Origin of the sequence: Mangrovicella endophytica (assembly GCF_002893625.1) — a bacterium.
GTDB classification, from domain to species: domain Bacteria; phylum Pseudomonadota; class Alphaproteobacteria; order Rhizobiales; family Rhizobiaceae; genus Mangrovicella; species Mangrovicella endophytica.
Genome location: NZ_PKMZ01000001.1, coordinates 1,181,948 through 1,200,165 on the forward strand (window position 1 = coordinate 1,181,948; position 18,218 = coordinate 1,200,165).

31 protein-coding genes are annotated in these 18,218 nt (G+C 65.0%); all 31 read right to left on the reverse strand.

Annotated features, from left to right (window positions below; translation table 11 throughout):
- Nucleotides 1-57: 57 nt before the first annotated feature.
- Nucleotides 58-1,428: a DegQ family serine endoprotease gene (locus C0R46_RS05420; protein WP_102958632.1), complete on the reverse strand. Its 1,371-nt coding sequence runs from the start codon at nt 1,426-1,428 to the stop codon at nt 58-60.
- A 324-nt stretch (nt 1,429-1,752) separates the two neighbouring features.
- Nucleotides 1,753-1,926, reverse strand: a complete 174-nt coding sequence (locus C0R46_RS20740) for a hypothetical protein (RefSeq protein ID WP_157944561.1) — start codon at nt 1,924-1,926, stop codon at nt 1,753-1,755.
- A 262-nt stretch (nt 1,927-2,188) separates the two neighbouring features.
- The gene (locus C0R46_RS05425) at nt 2,189-3,214 is read right to left on the reverse strand and encodes an NAD-dependent epimerase/dehydratase family protein (RefSeq protein ID WP_102958499.1); all 1,026 of its coding nucleotides are present in this window, start codon (nt 3,212-3,214) and stop codon (nt 2,189-2,191) included.
- Between the two features lie 151 nt (nt 3,215-3,365).
- On the reverse strand, nt 3,366-3,791 hold the full coding sequence (gene rplQ / locus C0R46_RS05430) for a 50S ribosomal protein L17 (protein ID WP_102958500.1): 426 nt from the start codon (nt 3,789-3,791) through the stop codon (nt 3,366-3,368).
- A 153-nt stretch (nt 3,792-3,944) separates the two neighbouring features.
- A complete protein-coding gene (locus C0R46_RS05435; RefSeq protein ID WP_102958501.1) occupies nt 3,945-4,970 on the reverse strand; it encodes a DNA-directed RNA polymerase subunit alpha in 1,026 nt (341 codons plus the stop codon).
- Between the two features lie 143 nt (nt 4,971-5,113).
- Nucleotides 5,114-5,503, reverse strand: a complete 390-nt coding sequence (gene rpsK / locus C0R46_RS05440; RefSeq protein WP_102958502.1) for a 30S ribosomal protein S11 — start codon at nt 5,501-5,503, stop codon at nt 5,114-5,116.
- Nucleotides 5,504-5,575: 72 nt separating this feature from the next.
- Nucleotides 5,576-5,944 carry a 30S ribosomal protein S13 gene (gene rpsM, locus C0R46_RS05445; protein ID WP_102958503.1) on the reverse strand — a complete coding sequence of 123 codons (369 nt, stop codon included), beginning with the start codon at nt 5,942-5,944 and terminating at the stop codon, nt 5,576-5,578.
- Between the two features lie 243 nt (nt 5,945-6,187).
- A complete protein-coding gene (locus C0R46_RS05450) occupies nt 6,188-6,766 on the reverse strand; it encodes an adenylate kinase (RefSeq protein ID WP_102958504.1) in 579 nt (192 codons plus the stop codon).
- Nucleotides 6,763-8,106: a preprotein translocase subunit SecY gene (gene secY / locus C0R46_RS05455; RefSeq protein WP_102958505.1), complete on the reverse strand. Its 1,344-nt coding sequence runs from the start codon at nt 8,104-8,106 to the stop codon at nt 6,763-6,765. The genes C0R46_RS05450 and secY overlap by 4 nt, the downstream gene beginning before the upstream one ends.
- Nucleotides 8,107-8,463: 357 nt before the next feature.
- Nucleotides 8,464-8,922 (reverse strand): 50S ribosomal protein L15, encoded by a 459-nt coding sequence (rplO, locus tag C0R46_RS05460; RefSeq protein WP_102958506.1) that lies wholly within the window; start codon nt 8,920-8,922, stop codon nt 8,464-8,466.
- Nucleotides 8,923-8,941: 19 nt separating this feature from the next.
- Nucleotides 8,942-9,145, reverse strand: a complete 204-nt coding sequence (gene rpmD / locus C0R46_RS05465; RefSeq protein ID WP_102958507.1) for a 50S ribosomal protein L30 — start codon at nt 9,143-9,145, stop codon at nt 8,942-8,944.
- A gap of 53 nt (nt 9,146-9,198) precedes the next feature.
- On the reverse strand, nt 9,199-9,750 hold the full coding sequence (gene rpsE, locus C0R46_RS05470; protein WP_102958508.1) for a 30S ribosomal protein S5: 552 nt from the start codon (nt 9,748-9,750) through the stop codon (nt 9,199-9,201).
- Nucleotides 9,751-9,821: 71 nt separating this feature from the next.
- Nucleotides 9,822-10,184: a 50S ribosomal protein L18 gene (gene rplR, locus C0R46_RS05475; protein ID WP_102958509.1), complete on the reverse strand. Its 363-nt coding sequence runs from the start codon at nt 10,182-10,184 to the stop codon at nt 9,822-9,824.
- A gap of 10 nt (nt 10,185-10,194) precedes the next feature.
- Nucleotides 10,195-10,728, reverse strand: coding sequence for a 50S ribosomal protein L6 (rplF, locus tag C0R46_RS05480; protein ID WP_102958510.1), 534 nt, complete (start codon nt 10,726-10,728; stop codon nt 10,195-10,197).
- A gap of 39 nt (nt 10,729-10,767) precedes the next feature.
- On the reverse strand, nt 10,768-11,166 hold the full coding sequence (rpsH, locus tag C0R46_RS05485) for a 30S ribosomal protein S8 (protein ID WP_102958511.1): 399 nt from the start codon (nt 11,164-11,166) through the stop codon (nt 10,768-10,770).
- Nucleotides 11,167-11,178: 12 nt separating this feature from the next.
- Nucleotides 11,179-11,484, reverse strand: a complete 306-nt coding sequence (gene rpsN / locus C0R46_RS05490; RefSeq protein ID WP_102958512.1) for a 30S ribosomal protein S14 — start codon at nt 11,482-11,484, stop codon at nt 11,179-11,181.
- A 25-nt stretch (nt 11,485-11,509) separates the two neighbouring features.
- Nucleotides 11,510-12,067, reverse strand: coding sequence for a 50S ribosomal protein L5 (rplE, locus tag C0R46_RS05495; protein WP_102958513.1), 558 nt, complete (start codon nt 12,065-12,067; stop codon nt 11,510-11,512).
- Nucleotides 12,060-12,374, reverse strand: a complete 315-nt coding sequence (gene rplX / locus C0R46_RS05500) for a 50S ribosomal protein L24 (RefSeq protein ID WP_102958514.1) — start codon at nt 12,372-12,374, stop codon at nt 12,060-12,062. Before rplX ends, rplE begins: the two co-directional genes overlap by 8 nt.
- 11 nt (nt 12,375-12,385) lie before the next feature.
- Nucleotides 12,386-12,754 (reverse strand): 50S ribosomal protein L14, encoded by a 369-nt coding sequence (gene rplN, locus C0R46_RS05505; RefSeq protein WP_102958515.1) that lies wholly within the window; start codon nt 12,752-12,754, stop codon nt 12,386-12,388.
- A gap of 60 nt (nt 12,755-12,814) precedes the next feature.
- Nucleotides 12,815-13,063, reverse strand: coding sequence for a 30S ribosomal protein S17 (rpsQ, locus tag C0R46_RS05510; protein ID WP_102958516.1), 249 nt, complete (start codon nt 13,061-13,063; stop codon nt 12,815-12,817).
- Nucleotides 13,064-13,073: 10 nt separating this feature from the next.
- On the reverse strand, nt 13,074-13,274 hold the full coding sequence (gene rpmC / locus C0R46_RS05515; RefSeq protein ID WP_102958517.1) for a 50S ribosomal protein L29: 201 nt from the start codon (nt 13,272-13,274) through the stop codon (nt 13,074-13,076).
- 12 nt (nt 13,275-13,286) lie between these two features.
- Complete coding sequence (rplP, locus tag C0R46_RS05520) at nt 13,287-13,700, reverse strand: 50S ribosomal protein L16 (protein ID WP_102958518.1); 414 nt, start codon at nt 13,698-13,700, stop codon at nt 13,287-13,289.
- A gap of 25 nt (nt 13,701-13,725) precedes the next feature.
- A complete protein-coding gene (gene rpsC, locus C0R46_RS05525; protein WP_102958519.1) occupies nt 13,726-14,430 on the reverse strand; it encodes a 30S ribosomal protein S3 in 705 nt (234 codons plus the stop codon).
- On the reverse strand, nt 14,431-14,817 hold the full coding sequence (rplV, locus tag C0R46_RS05530) for a 50S ribosomal protein L22 (protein ID WP_102958520.1): 387 nt from the start codon (nt 14,815-14,817) through the stop codon (nt 14,431-14,433).
- 3 nt (nt 14,818-14,820) lie between these two features.
- Nucleotides 14,821-15,099: a 30S ribosomal protein S19 gene (gene rpsS, locus C0R46_RS05535; RefSeq protein WP_102958521.1), complete on the reverse strand. Its 279-nt coding sequence runs from the start codon at nt 15,097-15,099 to the stop codon at nt 14,821-14,823.
- 14 nt (nt 15,100-15,113) lie between these two features.
- Complete coding sequence (gene rplB, locus C0R46_RS05540; RefSeq protein ID WP_102958522.1) at nt 15,114-15,950, reverse strand: 50S ribosomal protein L2; 837 nt, start codon at nt 15,948-15,950, stop codon at nt 15,114-15,116.
- Between the two features lie 22 nt (nt 15,951-15,972).
- The gene (locus C0R46_RS05545) at nt 15,973-16,266 is read right to left on the reverse strand and encodes a 50S ribosomal protein L23 (RefSeq protein ID WP_102958523.1); all 294 of its coding nucleotides are present in this window, start codon (nt 16,264-16,266) and stop codon (nt 15,973-15,975) included.
- Entirely contained in the window at nt 16,263-16,883 is a 621-nt protein-coding gene (gene rplD / locus C0R46_RS05550; protein WP_102958524.1) for a 50S ribosomal protein L4, read from the reverse strand. Before rplD ends, C0R46_RS05545 begins: the two co-directional genes overlap by 4 nt.
- A complete protein-coding gene (gene rplC, locus C0R46_RS05555; protein ID WP_102958525.1) occupies nt 16,883-17,602 on the reverse strand; it encodes a 50S ribosomal protein L3 in 720 nt (239 codons plus the stop codon). Before rplC ends, rplD begins: the two co-directional genes overlap by 1 nt.
- Before the next feature lie 61 nt (nt 17,603-17,663).
- Entirely contained in the window at nt 17,664-17,972 is a 309-nt protein-coding gene (rpsJ, locus tag C0R46_RS05560; RefSeq protein ID WP_007066362.1) for a 30S ribosomal protein S10, read from the reverse strand.
- 165 nt (nt 17,973-18,137) lie between these two features.
- Nucleotides 18,138-18,218: EF-Tu C-terminal domain-related protein (locus tag C0R46_RS05565; protein WP_082490844.1), on the reverse strand; the 81-nt coding region annotated here is incomplete at its 5' end.

Genomic DNA, 18,218 nt, shown 5'->3' on the forward strand with positions numbered 1-18,218 from the left:
CGCTGCGGCTGCGGCTGCGGCTGCCGAGGCTCGATCGGGCCGAAGAGATCGGCCACCTCAGCGGACCACCTGGGTCAGCCGCTGGCCGTCGCGCTCGATATCGAAGCGCCAACCGCGCGCGCCCTCCGACAGCGCAGCCTCCAAGCTAGCCGTGTCGGAGATCTCATCGCCATTGACGGCAAGGATGATGTCCTTCGGCTTCAGGCCGAAGCGCGCCGCATAGGAGCCGCGTTCGACATCGGCGACGACGACGCCGGTGAGGTCCTGCGGCAGCTCCAGCTCGCCGGCGACTTTGGGCGACAGGTTCTCCACGGTGGCTCCGGCCAGCGGCGTGCGGCCGGAGAGCGTGCGCTGGTCGCGCGCGGGCACTTCCGGTGCGCTCGTGAGAGTCAGCGACAGACTACGGCGCGACGCGCCGCCGGACAGCACGTCGAGATCGACGGCCTTGCCGATCCCGGCCGTTGCGAGCCGATAGCCGAGCGCGTCCGGATTATCGATCGGGAAGCCGTCCATCGAGAGAATGACGTCGCCCGCCTTTAGGCCGGCCTTTGCCGCCGGTCCGTCCTCGATCACCGACTGGATCAGGGCGCCGGTCGGCCGCTGAAGACCAAGGGCTTCGGCGATGTCCGGCGTCACCGGCATGAAGCTCGCACCGATGAACGGCCGCTCGAAGCGGCCGCCCGACTGCGCCGCGGAGACGAAGGCGCGCACCATGTTGGACGGGATGGCGAAGCCGATGCCGTTCGACCCGCCGGAGCGCGAGAAGATCGCTGTGTTGATGCCGACGAGCTGTCCCTTCATGTCGATCAGCGCGCCGCCGGAATTGCCGGGATTGATGGCAGCGTCGGTCTGAATGAAGAAGCCGAAATCGTTGACGCCGATATGGGTGCGGGCGAGCGCTGAGACGATGCCGTTGGTGACCGTCTGGCCGATGCCGAACGGATTACCGATGGCGAGCACGAGATCGCCGATCTCCAGCGCGTCCGAGTCGGCCAGCGCCAGCACCGGGAAGGTGTTGTCGCCCCGCACCTTCAATACGGCGAGATCGACCTTGGCATCCTTCAGCAGGACGTCCGACTCGAACTCGCGCCCGTCAGCCAGGGCGATCTTCACCTCGTCAGCGCCTTCGATGACGTGGTTGTTGGTGACGATAAGCCCCTTCGGGTCGACGATGACGCCCGAGCCGAGCGAGCTTTCGACGCGCGGCCGGCGCTCGAAGCGCTCGCCGAAGAACTGGCCGAAGAAGGGGTCGTCGGCGAAGGGCGAGCGCTGCGGCCGCACCTGCCGCGCGGCATAGACATTCACCACGGAGGGCGCTGTCTGCTTCACAAGGGGTGCGAAGGAGAGCTTGATCTCGGCTTGCGAGGACGGAACCTTCGACGCATCCGGCACCGGAACGACTGGCGTTGGCACAGTTCGCTGCGCCATGCGCTGCTTAGGCGAACCATCATCCGGCGCGGCCGGCGCAGGCACCTTCGGTGACGCTGCATCCTCGCTGCCGAACAAGTCGCCGATGACGCTGCGGATCGACCAGCCATCATCCGCGGCTATCGCCGGCGCGCCCGCGGCCAGGGCCGTCGCGACACTGATGGGAAGCAGGATTGTCTTGCGCATGGTTCAGTCCGTCCAGTACCGGGATGATCGACGCTTCGGCCGTTTGGCCGTGCTGCGTCGATGTCGGCGATATCGCAGACGACTATAACGAAAAAGGGGCCTTGAAGGCCCCTCGATCGGTCCTGCTGTGGACGTGGTTCAGCGCGGGCTGCTCGCTCCGTCGATGGTCGCCGCTGCGGCAGCTTCCGGCAGCTCGGCGGTTGCATAGCTGGCGGTGAGCACCCCGAATGCAGCGATGGCTCCGAGGAGGGTCAGAAGGGTCCGGCGCATGGAGGATTGGCCTGTAGGGTTGGTGTTCACAGCAGTATTCATGAGAGGTGTTTCAACCGCGTAAATCTTGCCACACTTTTGACCATGTGGCTGTTCCTGCCGTAAAAATGACGCGGTCGGAAGAAGGTTGCGATGCCGCTGCGATATTCCTGCAGCGACCGGCGCGGGCACGCCTATCGCAGGGTTTGGTGGGCAATTCCATTGCAGCGCTGCAACAGTTCCACGCAAGCTTGAGTAGTTTGCGAAACGTCCACAGCCGCCATTACAACCGCTGCCGAGCGCCTCTTTGAAGGCGATGCGGATCTCAGATGAGACGCTGCCTGATCAGGCTCTCGGCTGTTGCGGTGATGGCCTCCTCGGGCGAGCGGAAACGAAGGCCGAGAATCGTCTCCGCCGGGCTCACGTCGAACTGTTTTTGGACGCCCAACTCAGGGACAATGTTGGCAGCACCGCTCGACACCCGGGCAGCAAGCCGAACCGCCGCGTCGGGCAGGGCGAGCCGCGGCATTCTCCGTCGGTAGGATGGATGCGCCTCGCCGATGGCGGCGCCGATGTCCATCAGGCTTCGGGCCCCCGCCCAGAGGATGAGGCGGCGGCCGGCAGCCCTATCCGCGGCCAAGGCCGCGACATGAGCCGCCGCGACGTCTCGCACGTCGACGACGCCGAGCGATAAGGCGGGCACAACAGGCATCTGGCCCTTCATCATGGCCAGGACCAGCCGCACCGACGTTCCGGTCTCAGCGCCGATCGGCGGTCCGAGCACGAAAGACGGGTTGAGGCTGCACAGCGAAACTTGGCTGCCCTCCACGGCCGCCCAGGCCGCCTGCTCCGCCAGCGTCTTCGACACGGCATAGGAGGAGATGGCCGGGCCATTCACGTCCGAGACGTCTGACGCGTCGAATAGGGCCGGGATGCGCGGCGGGTGGCCATAGGCGATCGCAGCCGTCGACGATGTCAGCACCACCCGCTCCGCGCCGTGACGCTTGGCTGCCTCGATCACCCTCAGCGTGCCCTCTCTCGCCACGGGAACGAGGGCGAACTTGTCGCGCGGCGGCCGCGACGGGAACGGCGACGCGGTGTGAACGACATAGCGGCAGCCCCGCGCAGCGGCATCCCAACCGTCATCCTGCGTCAAATCGGCGACGGCGAAGTCCAGTCTGGTGATGTCGCCCCCTGCGGCCGCAAGGACGGCCCTCACCCGATCCGCCGCCCCGCGGCTGCGAACCGTGCCGCGGACAATGTAGCCCGCGTGCAGGAGCGCCAACGCGACGTGGCGCGCAATGAAGCCGCCAATGCCGGTGAGAAGGACCGTGTCACGGGAGCGGTCCATGCCGCCGCCCTCCTCTTCCGTGCGCCGTACACCCAGCGCGGCCATCCTGCTCGCGGTCACCGACCTCAAGCCCGCCGGACAACGCGGAACGCCGGACATGAAAAAGGGGCCTCGAGGGCCCCTTCAAGCATGCGGTTGGTCCAATGATCGATCAGGCCGCTGCGTCTTCGCTCGACTCGGCTTCAAGCCGCGCGCGATCGGCGGCGCCCTTGGCGTCCGGATCACGATCGACGAACTCGATCACCGCCATCGGAGCGTTGTCGCCGCGGCGGAAGCCGGCCTTCAGAACGCGCGTATAGCCGCCGTTGCGGTCGGCGTAGCGCGTCGCCAGCGTGTCGAAGAGCTTCTTCACGACGGTTTCGTCGCGAACCTTGGAGATCGCCTGGCGGCGCGCATGCAGGTCGCCGCGCTTGCCGAGGGTGATCATCTTCTCGACGATCGGACGCAGGTCCTTCGCCTTCGGCAGGGTCGTGACGATCTGCTCGTGCTCGATCAGCGACGCCACCATGTTGGCGAACATCGCCTTGCGATGCTCGTGGGTGCGGTTGAGTTTGCGGCCGCGATTGCCGTGACGCATGGGTTCGTTCCTCTTTGAAAAATGCCGGCATTCGCGCCGGGGGTCGGCATCCTCGCTATCCGCGGCTTGGCGCCGGGTGCATGTGCCTTTGAATGATTGGGTTCATGCGAAGACGGCCCGCCACCTCGAGGCGGCGAGCCGAACAGGTCAGGATCAGTACTGATCCTCGTAGCGCTTGGCGAGGTCGTCGATGTTCTCCGGCGGCCAGGCGCTGACTTCCATGCCGAGGTGCAGGCCCATGGAGGCTAGCACTTCCTTGATCTCGTTCAGCGACTTGCGGCCGAAGTTCGGGGTGCGGAGCATCTCCGCCTCGGTCTTCTGGATGAGATCGCCGATATAGACGATGTTGTCGTTCTTCAGGCAGTTGGCCGAGCGGACCGAAAGCTCCAGCTCGTCGACCTTCTTGAGCAGCGCCGGGTTGAAGGCGAGTTCGGCGATCTGCTCCTCGCCCGCGGCACCGCGCGTCTCGCGCTGCGGCTCCTCGAAGTTGACGAAGACCGAGAGCTGGTCCTGCAGGATGCGCGCCGCATAGGCGACGGCGTCCTCGCCGCTGATCGAGCCGTCCGTCTCGATCTGCATGGTCAGCTTGTCCTTGTTCAGGTCCTGACCCTCGCGGGTGTTCTCGACCTTGTAGGACACCTTCTTCACCGGCGAGAACAGCGAGTCGACCGGGATCAGCCCGATCGGCGCATCCTCGGCGCGGTTTTGGTCGGCCGGGACGTAGCCCTTGCCGGTGTTGACCGTGAACTCGATGCGGATCTCCGCGCCCTCGTCGAGGGTGCAGATCTCATGCTCGGGGTTGAGCACCTCGATATCGCCGACCGTCTGGATATCACCGGCGGTTACGACGCCCGGACCCTGCTTGCGCAGGACCATGCGCTTCGGGCCCTCGCCCTGCATGCCGATCGAGATTTCCTTCACGTTCAGGATGATGTCGGTGACATCCTCGCGAACGCCCGGGATAGAGGAGAATTCGTGCAGCACGCCGTCGATCTGCACGGCCGTGACGGCCGCACCCTGCAGCGAGGACAGGAGCACGCGGCGCAGCGCGTTGCCGAGCGTCAGGCCGAAGCCGCGCTCCAGCGGTTCCGCCGTCAGCGAGACCTTCGTACGGCTGCCGCCGCTCTTGAAGACCACCTGGTTCGGTTTGCTGAGATTCTGCCAGTTGCTAGCAATCATGGCACTAGACCTTTCAGTTTCCTCGCCACCATCCAATCGTGGCGATGGTTCTGAGCGCAGGAGGAAGTTCCTCCCGCGATGCCGGACGACCGGCAAAAACGAAGCGCGCCGGCAATGCCTGGCGCACTGAAGACGCTAAAGCGTCAGACGCGGCGACGCTTGCGCGGCCGCACGCCGTTGTGCGGGATCGGGGTGACGTCGCGGATCGACGTGATGGTGAAGCCGGCGGCCTGCAGCGCGCGGAGCGCCGACTCACGGCCCGAACCCGGACCCGTCACCTCGACCTCGAGCGTCCGCATGCCGTGCTCCTGGGCCTTCTTCGCCGCATCCTCGGCCGCGACCTGCGCAGCGAAGGGGGTCGACTTGCGCGAGCCCTTGAAGCCCTGCGCGCCGGCGGACGACCAAGCGATCGCATTGCCCTGCGCGTCGGTGATGGTGATCAGCGTGTTGTTGAAGGTCGAGCTGACGTGAGCAACGCCCGACGTGATGTTCTTGCGCTCGCGACGGCGAACGCGCTGTGCTTCTTTAGCCATGTTCCAGTCCTTGATATCGACACCGCCGTAATCCCGGCGGCTCCACCGTCAGCGCGGGAGTTCCGCGCCGGATTACTTCTTCTTGCCGGCGATCGCCTTGGCCGGACCCTTGCGGGTGCGGGCATTGGTGTGCGTGCGCTGGCCGTGAACCGGCAGGCCGCGACGATGGCGCAGGCCGCGGTAGCAGCCGAGGTCCATGAGGCGCTTGACGTTCATCGACGTCTCACGACGCAGATCGCCCTCGACCTGATAGTCGCGATCGATCATCTCGCGGATCTGCAGGACTTCGGCATCGCTCAGGTCGTTCACGCGACGCTCGTCGCTGAGATTGACCTTCTGCATGATCTCCTTGGCAAAGGCCGGGCCGATGCCATGGATGTACTGGAGCGCGATGACAACGCGCTTGTTGGTCGGGATGTTGACGCCAGCGATACGGGCCAAGGCCGTACTCCTAGATTAGATGGGCTCGCAGCCCTGATGACGCAAGATGCGGAGCCGAAAGCCGAAAACGACCGGAGCCGGACCCCACAGAAAGAGGCCCGCGCCGATCGCAAAGGATTCGCGAATAGGCGCAGGCTATAGATCACGCGACGTCAGCAAGTCAACCGCGCGTGGCGTGGCGCTCCCTGCCGTCAAGGGCTTCGACGCAGCGGCAGAGCCGCCCCATCGAACGCCAAAAGGCGATCAGCCGATGATCGCTTCGATGGCGGTGGTGACGTCGTCGACCGGCTGCATGCCGTCGATGCTCTTCAGCACGCCTTGCGCCTCGTAGTAGGGCGCCACGGCGGCCGTCAGATGCCGGAACTCCTCCAAACGGCGGCGGAAGACCTCCGGATTGTCGTCCTTGCGGACCGGCAGGCCGGCAGCCTCTGTTTCGGCCGCGCGGCGCTCGATGCGCGAAACCAGCTTGTCCTCGTCGACCTTGAACTCGATCACGCAATCGAGCTTCAGGCCTTTCTCGGCAAGCATGGCATCCAGCGCCTCGGCCTGTGCGACCGTCCGCGGAAAGCCGTCGAGCACGAAGCCCTTCTTGGCGTCCGGCTCCTCGATGCGATCGGCGACGATGCCGATCACCACCTCGTCCGGCACCAGCTGGCCCGCATCCATCAGACCCTGCGCCCGCTTGCCGATCGGCGTGCCGAGCGCCACCGCGGCCCGAAGCATGTCGCCCGTCGAGAGCTGCGGTATCCCGTGCTTCTGGATCAGCCGCTGCGCCTGCGTCCCCTTCCCCGCCCCCGGCGGTCCAAGCAGTATCAGCCTCATCGAGCCCCTCGTTTGCCCCCTCTGAGCCGCGCCTTCTTGACGAGACCCTCATACTGGTGGGCCAGGAGGTGCCCTTGCACCTGAGCCACCGTGTCCATGGTCACGCTGACCACGATCAGCAGCGATGTGCCGCCGAGATAGAACGGAACGCCTGCCGCCGAGATCAGGAATTCCGGCATCAGGCAGATCACGACGAGGTAGATCGCGCCGATCACCGTGATGCGGGTGAGGACGTAGTCGATGTACTCGGCCGTGCGTTCACCCGGCCGGATGCCCGGAATGAAGCCGCCATGCTTCTTCAGATTGTCGGCCGTATCCTTCGGATTGAAGACGACAGCCGTGTAGAAGAAGGCGAAGAAGACGATCAGGCCGGCATAGAACAGCATGTAAAGCGGCTGGCCGTGCCCGAGCGAGGCAATCACCGTGGTGGCCCAGGTCGGGAGCTTCGACGTGTCGGCGAAGTTCGCGACCGTCACCGGCAGCAGAAGCAGCGACGAGGCGAAGATCGGCGGAATGACGCCCGCGGTGTTGAGCTTCAGCGGCAGGTGCGACGTGTCGCCCTGGAACATCCGGTTGCCAACCTGGCGCTTGGGATACTGGATCAGCAGCCGGCGCTGCGCCCGCTCGAAGAAGACGATGCCGGCGATCACGACCAGCGCCACGACCACGACGAGGAGAATGATCCCGGTCGAGAGAGCACCGGTGCGGCCGAGCTCCAGCATGTTGGCAACCGACGACGGCAGATGCGCCACGATGCCGGCGAAGATGATCAGCGAGATGCCGTTGCCGATGCCGCGCGAGGTGATCTGCTCACCGAGCCACATCAGGAACATCGTTCCGCCGACGAGTGTGATGACCGACGAGATGATGAAGAAGGCGCCCGGCTGCGTGACGATGCCGGTCGAGGACTCCAGGCCCACGGCGATGCCGTAGGCCTGCACCGTCGCCAGGAGCACCGTGCCGTAGCGCGTATACTGGTTGATGACCTTGCGGCCCTGCTCGCCTTCCTTCTTCAGCTGCTCGAGCGACGGAATGACCGACGTCATCAGCTGGATGATGATGGAAGCGGAGATGTACGGCATGATGCCGAGGGCAAAGATCGCCATGCGCCCCACGGCGCCGCCGGCGAACATGTTGAAGAGGCCGAGGATGCCCGTTGACTGCTGCTGGAACGCATTCGCCAGCGCATCGGGATTGATACCAGGCATCGGGATGTAGGTTCCCAGCCGGTAGACCAGGAGCGCGCCCAGCGTGAACCAGATGCGTTTCTTCAGGTCTTCGGCCTTGGAGAAGGCCGAGAAGTTCAGATTCGCGGCGAGTTGTTCCGCAGCCGATGCCATGTCGTGACGATCTCCGGGTTGCCCCTGGGGTCGAGTCGTGAACTCGTAATCCGGACCGGGATCGACAGAAGCTAGGTCGCGCAGGACGCGCCGCCGGAACGCTCGACCAACGCCGTCATGGCGCGGTGTCAGAGCATCCATCCTGTGCCGGCATGGCTACAGCGCCACCCCGACGCGCCGGCACGATCGGCACCGGCCTTCCATTCGCTTCCGCCCCTCCCCTCCTGCCGGACTGCTCCGGCTGTCCGCTACCCGCATTACGAGTTCACGACCCAGGAAGCTCAAGCTTCCCTCTCCCGAAGGAAGCCTGAGAGATAAGCGGCAGGAGCCCCGCACGCAAGCGGAGCTTGAAGGCCCTTAGGCCGCAGGCGTGACGACCGAGCCGCCCGCCTTTTCCACCTTCTCGACGGCGGACTTGGAAGCACCGTCGACCGTCAGCGTCACCTTCGCGGTGAGTTCGCCGTCGCCGAGGAGACGGACACCGTCACGCGAGCGGCGGACGAGGCCGGCGCCCTTGAGCGCTTCGATGTCGATCGACCCAGCCTCAAGGCGACCAGCGTCAATGGCCTGCTGAATGCGGCCGACCGAAACGACGTTGAAGTCCTTGGCGAAAATGTTGGTGAAGCCGCGCTTCGGCAGGCGCCGGTAGAGCGGCATCTGACCGCCCTCGAAGCCGTTGATCGCGACGCCCGAACGAGCCTTCTGGCCCTTCACGCCGCGTCCGCCGGTCTTGCCCGAGCCGGAGCCGATGCCGCGACCGACGCGCTTGCGCGAATGCGTCGCGCCGTCCTTGTCGGAGATCTCGTTGAGTTTCATGTCCGTATCTCCCAGAGGCTCAGACGCCGTCCACGACGCGGACGAGGTGGCTGACCTTGGCGATCATGCCGCGCACCGAAGGCGTATCCTCCAGGGTCGTGCGGCGGTGCATCTTGTTGAGACCGAGGCCGATCAGCGTCTGGCGCTGGTCGTTCGGACGGCGGAGCGGGCTGCCGATCTGCTCGACGGTGATCGTCTTGCCCGCGGATGTGGTGTCGGCCATCGATTGGCTCCTTTGTCAAAGCGGAAGAACCGCCAGGCGGCTCTTCCTTCCAATCAATCTTCCGCAGAAACGGAGACGCCGGTCTCGCGGCGACGCGCCTGCAGGGTCGAATACTTGATGCCGCGACGGGCTGCGACGTCCTTCGGGTGCATCTGACCCTTCAGGGCGTCGAACGTGGCGCGCACCATGTTGTACGGGTTCGACGAACCGAGCGACTTGGCGACCACGTCGTGCATGCCGACGGCCTCGAAGACAGCGCGCATCGGGCCGCCGGCGATGATGCCGGTACCAGCCTCGGCGGCACGCAGGATGACCTTGCCGGCGCCGTGGCGGCCGTGCACGTCATGGTGAAGCGTGCGGGCATCGCGCAGCGGCACGAAGATCATGTCGCGCTTGGCAGCCTCGGTGGCCTTGCGGATGGCCTCAGGCACTTCGCGCGCCTTGCCGTGGCCGAAGCCGACGCGGCCCTTGAGGTCGCCGACGACGACGAGGGCTGCGAAGCCGAAGCGACGGCCACCCTTCACCACCTTGGCGACGCGGTTGATGTGAACGAGCTTGTCGACGAAGCCGTCGTCGCGCTCTTCGCGATCGTTTCTAGGCGCCATGATCCTATCCTTATTCTTTTCCGGAGGCGCTGATGAAAGGTCCGCCCTCGTTGGAGGGGACCGGCGAATACTTAGAAGTTCAGTCCGGCTTCGCGGGCCGAGTCGGCAAGCGCCTTGACGCGGCCGTGATAGATGAACGAACCGCGGTCGAACACCACGTCGGTCACGCCGGCTTCCTTGGCGCGCTCGGCAACCAGCTTGCCGACGGCCGTTGCGGCCTCGACATCAGCGCCGGTCTTGAGCGACCCGCGCAGCGCCGCCTCGAGCGTCGAGGCGGATGCGAGCGTACGCCCGGCCGCATCGTCGATGATCTGCGCGTAGATGTTCTTGGACGAACGATGAACCGAAAGGCGCGGGCGTTCGCCCGCGACGGCCTTCAGCGAACGGCGGACGCGCGCGGCGCGGCGCCGAAGATTTTCCTTAGCAGTCGCCATGGCGGGGCCCTTACTTCTTCTTGCCTTCCTTGCGGACGATCACCTCGCCTGCATAGCGGACGCCCTTGCCCTTGTAAGGCTCAGGACCGCGGTACTCGCGGATCTCAGCCGCGACCTGACCGACCTGCTGCTTGTCGATGCCGGTCACGACGATTTCCGTCGGACGCGGCACCGCCACGGTGATTCCCTGCGGGACCTCATAGACCACGTCGTGGCTGAAGCCCAGCGCCAGCTGCAGGTTCTTTCCCTGCATCGAGGCACGATAACCGACGCCGGTGATCTCGAGACGCTTCTCGAAACCGTCCTTCACGCCGTGGAGGATGTTGACGATCTGCGTCCGCGACATGCCCCACTTGGAGCGCGCGTCCTTGCTTTCGTCGCGCGGATCGACCTTGATCGCGCCATCCTCGAGCTTGACCAGCACCTCGTCGTTGACGACGAAGGTGAGCTCGCCCTTCGGTCCCTTTGCCGTGACGGTCTGCCCCTCGACGGAGGCGTTCACGCCGCTCGGCACGGAAACCGGCTTCTTACCAATACGAGACATCGTAAACCCTGTCCGTTCGTTACGGGGTGGACTGCCGCATCAGAAGATGCGGCAGAGCACCTCACCGCCGACGTTCTGTTCGCGGGCGCTGTGATCGGCCATGACGCCCTTCGGCGTCGACAGCACGGAGATGCCAAGGCCATTGGCGACGTCGGGAATCGTCTTCGCCGAAACGTAGACGCGACGGCCGGGCTTCGACACGCGGGAGATCTCGCGGATCACCGGCGCACCCTCGTAGTACTTCAGCTCGATCTCGAACTCGGCCTTGCCGTTTTCGAATTCGGTCTGCGTGTAGCCGCGGATGTAGCCCTCTTCCTTGAGGACGTCGAGCACGCGGGCGCGGAGCTTGGACGCGGGCGTGTTGACCGAGGTCTTGTTCCGCATCAGAGCGTTGCGGATGCGGGTCAGCATATCGCCGAGAGGATCGGACAAAGCCATCTCGTTCTCTCCTTACCAGCTCGACTTCACGATACCGGGGATCTGGCCATTGTTGCCGAGGTCCCGGAGCGCGATACGGCTCATCTTGAGCTTGCGGTAGTAGGCCCGCGGACGGCCCGTGACTTCGCACCGGTTGCGGATGCGGGTCTTGGAGCTGTTGCGCGGCAGCTCGGCGAGCTGCAGCTGCGCGCGGAAGCGCTCCTCCATCGGAGCCTCGGCATTGGTCGTGATCGCCTTCAGCGCCTCGCGCTTGGCGGCGTATTTCGCCACCATGCGCTGACGGCGCTTGTTCTTCTCGATCGCGCTTTTCTTCGCCATTGTCTGATCCTTTGCTCGTCAGCCGTTACTGGCGGAACGGGAAGTTGAACGCCTTCAGGAGGGCGCGCGCTTCGTCGTCGTTCTTGGCCGTCGTACAGACGATGATGTCCATGCCCCACATCTGATCGACCTTGTCGTAGTTGATCTCGGGGAAGACGATGTGTTCCTTGATGCCCATGGCGAAGTTGCCGCGGCCATCGAAGCTCTTGGGGTTCAGGCCGCGGAAGTCGCGCACGCGCGGCAGCGCGATCTGCACCAGGCGATCCATGAACTCGTACATGCGGTCCTTGCGGAGCGTCACCTTGGCGCCGATGGGCATGCCCTCGCGCACCTTGAAGCCGGCGATGGAGTTCCGCGCCCGGGTGATCACCGGCTTCTGGCCGGCGATGCGGGCGAGGTCCTCGGCAGCGACCGAAGGCTTCTTGGAATCGCCGGTGGCCTCACCGACGCCCATGTTGATGACGATCTTGTCGAGACGCGGAATCTGCATCTCGTTGGCGTAGCCGAACTGCTCCTGCAGCTGGCTGCGGACTTCCTCGCGATAGACGCGCTTCAGCCGCGGCTCGTAAGCGGTCTCAGCCATCGATCTGTTCTCCCGAACGCTTGGCGACGCGGACCTTCGTGCCGTCGTCGAGCTTCTTGAAGCCGATGCGCGTCGCCTTGCCGTCCTTCGGGTCGGCGACCGCGATGTTCGACAGGTGGATCGGGGCTTCCTTGGCGATGATGCCGGCTTCCTGGCTGGCGGTCTGGCGCTGGTGGCGCTTGACCATGTTGACGCCGCGCACCACGGCGCGATCGTCCTTCGGCATCACCTGGATGACTTCACCGGTCCGGCCCTTGTCCTTGCCGGCCAGTACGACGACGTTGTCGCCCTTGCGGATCTTCTGCATCTGAGGTCCCCTTAAAGCACTTCAGGCGCGAGCGAGATGATCTTCATGTGGTTCTTGCTGCGAAGCTCGCGGGGAACCGGTCCGAAGATACGCGTGCCGATCGGCTCTTTCTTGTTGTCGATGAGGACGGCGGCGTTGTTGTCGAAACGGATCACCGAACCGTCGGCGCGCCGGATGTCCTTGGCCGTGCGAACCACGACCGCCTTCATCACGTCGCCCTTCTTGACGCGACCACGCGGAATGGCCTCCTTGATCGAGACGACGATGATGTCGCCGACCGAGGCATACTTCCGCTTGGAGCCGCCGAGCACCTTGATGCACATGACACGACGCGCGCCGGAGTTGTCCGCGACGTCGAGGTTTGTTTGCATCTGAATCATGTCAGACCGCCTTCAAAGCTTGTCTTCCGGGCGCGCCGTATGCGCAGCCCGGACATGGGATTAAACGGCTGCCGCGGCGTCGCCAGCGACGACGATCCAGCACTTGTCCTTGGAGATCGGCTTCGTCTCCTCGATGGAGACGATGTCGCCGACCTTGCACTGGTTGGCCTCGTCGTGCGCCTTGTACTTCTTCGACCGGCGCACGGTCTTCTTGAACAGCGGATGCGTGAAGCGCCGCTCGACGAGCACGACCACGGTCTTGTCGTTCTTGTCGGAGACCACCGTCCCCTGCAAAACGCGTTTGGGCATAGTCTCTACCTCAGGCCTTTGCCGCCGCCGCCTTCTGGCGGGAGATGGTCTTGATACGCGCGATGTCGCGACGCACCTGGCGCACGCGGGCGGTGTTCTCGAGCTGACCCGTGGCACGCTGGAAGCGGAGGTTGAACTGCTCCTTCTTCAGCTTGCCGAGCTCGTCCGTGAGTTCGTCCTGGGTCATCGTCTTGACGTCGGAAGCTTTCACTTCAAACTCTCCTTACTCGGCGATGCGCTGGATGAAGCGCGTCTTGATCGGAAGCTTCGCAGCCCCGAGGCGCATGGCCTCGCGCGCGACATCCTCCGGAACGCCGTCGATCTCGAACATGATCCGCCCGGGATGAACGCGCGCCGCCCAATAGTCAACGCCGCCCTTGCCCTTACCCATGCGGACTTCGGTCGGCTTCGACGTCACCGGCAGGTCCGGGAAGATCCGGATCCACACGCGGCCCTGACGCTTCATCTGACGGGTGATCGCGCGGCGGGCCGCTTCGATCTGCCGGGCGGTCACCCGCTCCGGCTCCATCGCTTTCAGGCCGAAGGCGCCGAAATTGAGGCTGGACCCGCCCTTGGCCGTACCATGGATGCGTCCCTTGAACGCCTTCCGGTACTTCGTGCGCTTTGGCTGCAGCATCTTAAGTCTCTCCGAACTCTATCGCTCAGGCGCGCTCGCGGCGGCGACCACCGCCCTGAGCCTCGCCCTCGATCTGACGACGCTCGGACGCCATCGGATCGTGCTCGAGGATCTCGCCCTTGAAGATCCACACCTTGACGCCGCAGATGCCGTAGGCGGTCTCGGCCTCGGCCGTGCCGTAGTCGATGTCGGCACGCAGCGTGTGCAGCGGAACGCGGCCCTCGCGGTACCACTCCGTGCGGGCGATCTCCGCGCCGCCGAGACGGCCGCCGCAGTTGATGCGGATGCCTTCGGCGCCGAGGCGCATCGCCGACTGAACGGCGCGCTTCATGGCGCGGCGGAACGCGACGCGGCGCTCCAGCTGCTGGGCGATCGACTGCGCGACCAGGGTCGCGTCCGTCTCGGGCTTGCGCACCTCGACGATGTTGATGTGCGTCTCAGCGTTCGTCATCGACGACAGCTTCTTGCGCAGCACCTCGATATCGGCGCCCTTTTTGCCGATCACGATGCCCGGACGGGCCGAGTGGATCGTGACGCGGCACTTCTTGTGCGGACGCTCGATCACCACCTTGGAGATCGCCGCCTGCTTCAGCTCTTCCATCAGGTAGCTGCGGATCTTGATGTCTTCGTGCAGCAGCTGACCGTACTCACCGGTGTTCGCGTACCAACGCGAATCCCAGGTGCGGTTGATGCCGAGCCGAAGGCCGGTCGGATTGACTTTCTGACCCATTTAAGCGGCCTCCTCTTCGGCGACTTCACGCACCACGATGGTGAGATGCGCGAACGGCTTCTCGATGCGGCTGGCGCGGCCGCGGCCACGGGCATGGAACCGCTTCATGGTGATCGACTTGCCGACGAAGGCCTCCGCGACCACCAGGGCGTCGACGTCGAGATCGTGATTGTTCTCGGCGTTGGCGATGGCGCTCTCGAGCGTCTTCTTGACGGTCTCGGCGATGCGCTTGCGCGAGAAGGTCAGCTCGGCCAGCGCCGTCTCGACCTTCTTGCCGCGGATCAGCTGCGCGACGAGGTTCAGTTTCTGCGGGCTGACACGGATCGTACGGGCGACTGCCTTCGCCTCGTTGTCCTTCAGCTGGCGCTCGGCCTTGGCCTTGCCCATCGGTTACTTCCTCTTCGCCTTCTTGTCGGCGCCGTGGCCGTAATAGGTGCGGGTCGGAGCGAACTCGCCGAACTTGTGTCCGACCATGTCCTCGTTCACCGACACCGGGATGTGCTTGGAGCCGTTGTAGACGCCAAACGTCAAACCGACGAACTGCGGCAGGATCGTGGAGCGACGGCTCCAGATCTTGATCACCTCGTTGCGGGTGCTCTCGCGGGCCTTGTCGGCCTTTTTCAGAAGGTAGCCATCGACGAACGGACCCTTCCAGACGGAACGTGTCATGAGAAAAGCCTCTCTTACTTCTTGCGCTGATGGCGCGAGCGCATGATGAACTTGTCGGTCGCCTTGTTCTGGCGCGTCCGCTTGCCCTTGGTCGGCTTGCCCCACGGGCTGACCGGGTGGCGGCCGCCGGAGGTACGGCCTTCGCCGCCGCCATGCGGGTGATCGACCGGGTTCATCGCGACGCCGCGAACATGCGGGCGCTTGCCGAGCCAGCGCGAGCGGCCCGCCTTGCCGAGATTGATGTTGCCGTGGTCCGGGTTCGACACGGCACCGACGGTGGCGAAGCACGCGCCGGAGACCATGCGCTGCTCACCGGAGTTGAGGCGCAGGATTGCCATGCCCTGGTCACGGCCGACGAGCTGGGCGTAGGAGCCGGCGGAGCGGGCGATCTGACCGCCCTTCTCCGGCTTCATCTCCACATTGTGGATGATGGTGCCGACCGGCATGGCCGACAGCGGCATCGCATTGCCCGGCTTCACGTCAACGCCGGTCAGGCCCGACACGACCTTGTCGCCGGCGGCCAGGCGCTGCGGCGCCAGGATGTAGGCGAGCTCGCCGTCCTCGTACTTGATCAGCGCGATGAAGGCGGTGCGGTTCGGATCGTACTCAAGACGCTCAACCGTGCCAACAGCGTCGAGCTTGCGACGCTTGAAGTCGATCTTGCGGTAGGTGCGCTTGTGACCGCCGCCCTGGTAGCGGGCGGTGACGCGGCCGAGGTTGTTGCGGCCGCCCTTCTGCGTCAGGCCCTCGGTCAACTGCTTGACCGGCTTGCCCTTCCACAGACCGGAGCGGTCGACGATGACCAGCTGGCGCTGGCTCGGCGTCGTCGGCTTATAGTTTTTCAATGCCATCGTCTTGTTCCTCCGGCTCGGCTCAGAGACCGGTCGAGACGTCGATCGTCTGGCCTTCGGCCAGCGTCACGACGGCTTTCTTCTGGTCGCTCTGACGGCCGATGCGGCCGCGGAAACGCTTCACCTTGCCCTTGCGGACGAGCGTGTTGACCGCGGTGACCTTGACGCCGAACAGGCTCTCGACCGCCGCCTTGATCTCCGGCTTCGTCGCCGTCTTCGGGACGTTGAAGACCACCTGGTTGAAGTCCGACACGAGGGTCGACTTCTCGGTGATCACCGGGCTGGTGATGATGTCGTAATGGCGAAGGTCGCTCACTTGAACCGCTCCTCCAGGGCCTCGACAGCAGCCTTGGACAGAACCAGGGTCTGGCGGCGAAGAATGTCGTAGACGTTGATGCCCTGGACCGGCAGCACGTCGATATGCGCGATGTTGCGGGCCGAGCGCGAGAAGTTCTGATCGACTTCCGCACCGCCGATGATCAGCGCGTTGGTGAGGCCGAGACCGGCGAAGCGCTCGGCGAGCGCCTTCGTCTTCGTCTCCGTCGAGGTCAGATCATCAATGACGATGATGCTGTCCGTGCGGGCCTTGGCCGAGAGCGCATGACGCAGGGCGAGAGCGCGCACCTTCTTCGGAAGGTCGTGGTCATGGCTGCGCGCGACCGGGCCGTGAGCCTTGCCACCGCCGCGGAACTGCGGTGCACGAGCCGAACCGTGACGGGCACGACCGGTGCCCTTCTGGCGGTAGAGCTTGGCGCCGGTGCGGGCGACGTCAGCGCGGCCGAGCGACTGGTGCGTGCCCTGCTGGCGCTTGGCCAGCTGCCAGCGGACCATGCGCTGCAGGATGTCCTCGCGCGGCTCGAGACCGTAGATCTCGTCCTTGAGGCTGACGGTACCGGCTTCGGTGCCGTCGAGGCTCTTGATGGTGATGTCCATTATTCCGCTCCCTCGGAAGCAGTGGCGGCCTCGGCGCCGTTCGCGGCCGAACGCAGCGCAGCCGGCTTCGGCGCGTTGTCGGGAAGCGAGGCCTTCACGGCGTCGCGGATTTCGATCCAGCCGCCCTTGGAGCCCGGAACGGCGCCGCGGATGAGGATGAGGCCCTTGTCGACGTCGGTGCGCACGACCTGAAGGTTCTGCGTGGTGACACGAACCTGGCCCATATGACCGGCCATCTTCTTGCCCTTGAAGACCTTGCCCGGGTCCTGGCGCTGACCGGTCGAACCATGCGAGCGGTGCGACACGGAGTTACCGTGCGTCGCGCGGCCACCGCCGAAGTTGTGGCGCTTCATGACGCCGGCAAAGCCCTTGCCGATCGAGGTGCCGGTGACGTCGACCATCTGGCCGGCGACGAAGTGCTCGGCCGTGATCTCGGCGCCCACGTCGATGAGGTTGTCGTCGGAGACGCGGAACTCGACCAGCTTGCGCTTCGGCTCGACCGAAACGGCCGCGAAGACGCCACGCATGGCCTTGGACGTGTTCTTGACCTTACCAAGACCAGCGCCGAGCTGCACGGCCGTGTAGCCGTTCTTCTCCTTGGTGCGCTGTGCGACGACCTGGAGGTTCTCGACCTTGAGGACGGTCACTGGGACATGCTCGCCGGCGTCGTTGTAGACGCGCGTCATGCCCACCTTCTGTGCGATTACACCTGAACGCATTTCTCGTTCTTTCTTCAGAGGAACCTTAGGGGCGAAAAGCCCGGTCGGTTCATGCCGCTCCTTAGAGCTTGATCTCGACGTCGACGCCTGCGGCGAGGTCGAGCTTCATCAGCGCATCCACGGTCTGCGGCGTCGGGTCGACGATGTCGAGCAGCCGCTTATGGGTGCGCATCTCGAACTGCTCGCGCGACTTCTTGTCGATGTGCGGCGAGCGGTTGACGGTGAACTTCTCGATGCGCGTCGGCAGCGGGATCGGGCCCCGCACGTTCGCGCCGGTACGCTTGGCCGTCGACACGATCTCGCGCGTCGAAGCGTCTAGAACCCGGTGATCAAACGCCTTCAGGCGGATGCGGATATTCTGGCCGTTCATTGCATTCGTCCTCTCGTCGGAGACCAGCCTCTGGCGGCGTCATCCGAGCGCTTGTCTCTCAAGGCAGCCATGTCAAGCAGTGGATTGGGCCCTGCCCGCTCCCGCTGCCGCCCCGTGGGGCAGAACCGGCGCGCCCCTATCACGGGGCGCGCCAGGCTGTCGTCCTTACTCGACGATCGACGACACGATGCCGGCGCCGACGGTACGGCCGCCTTCGCGGATCGCGAAGCGCAGCTTCTCTTCCAT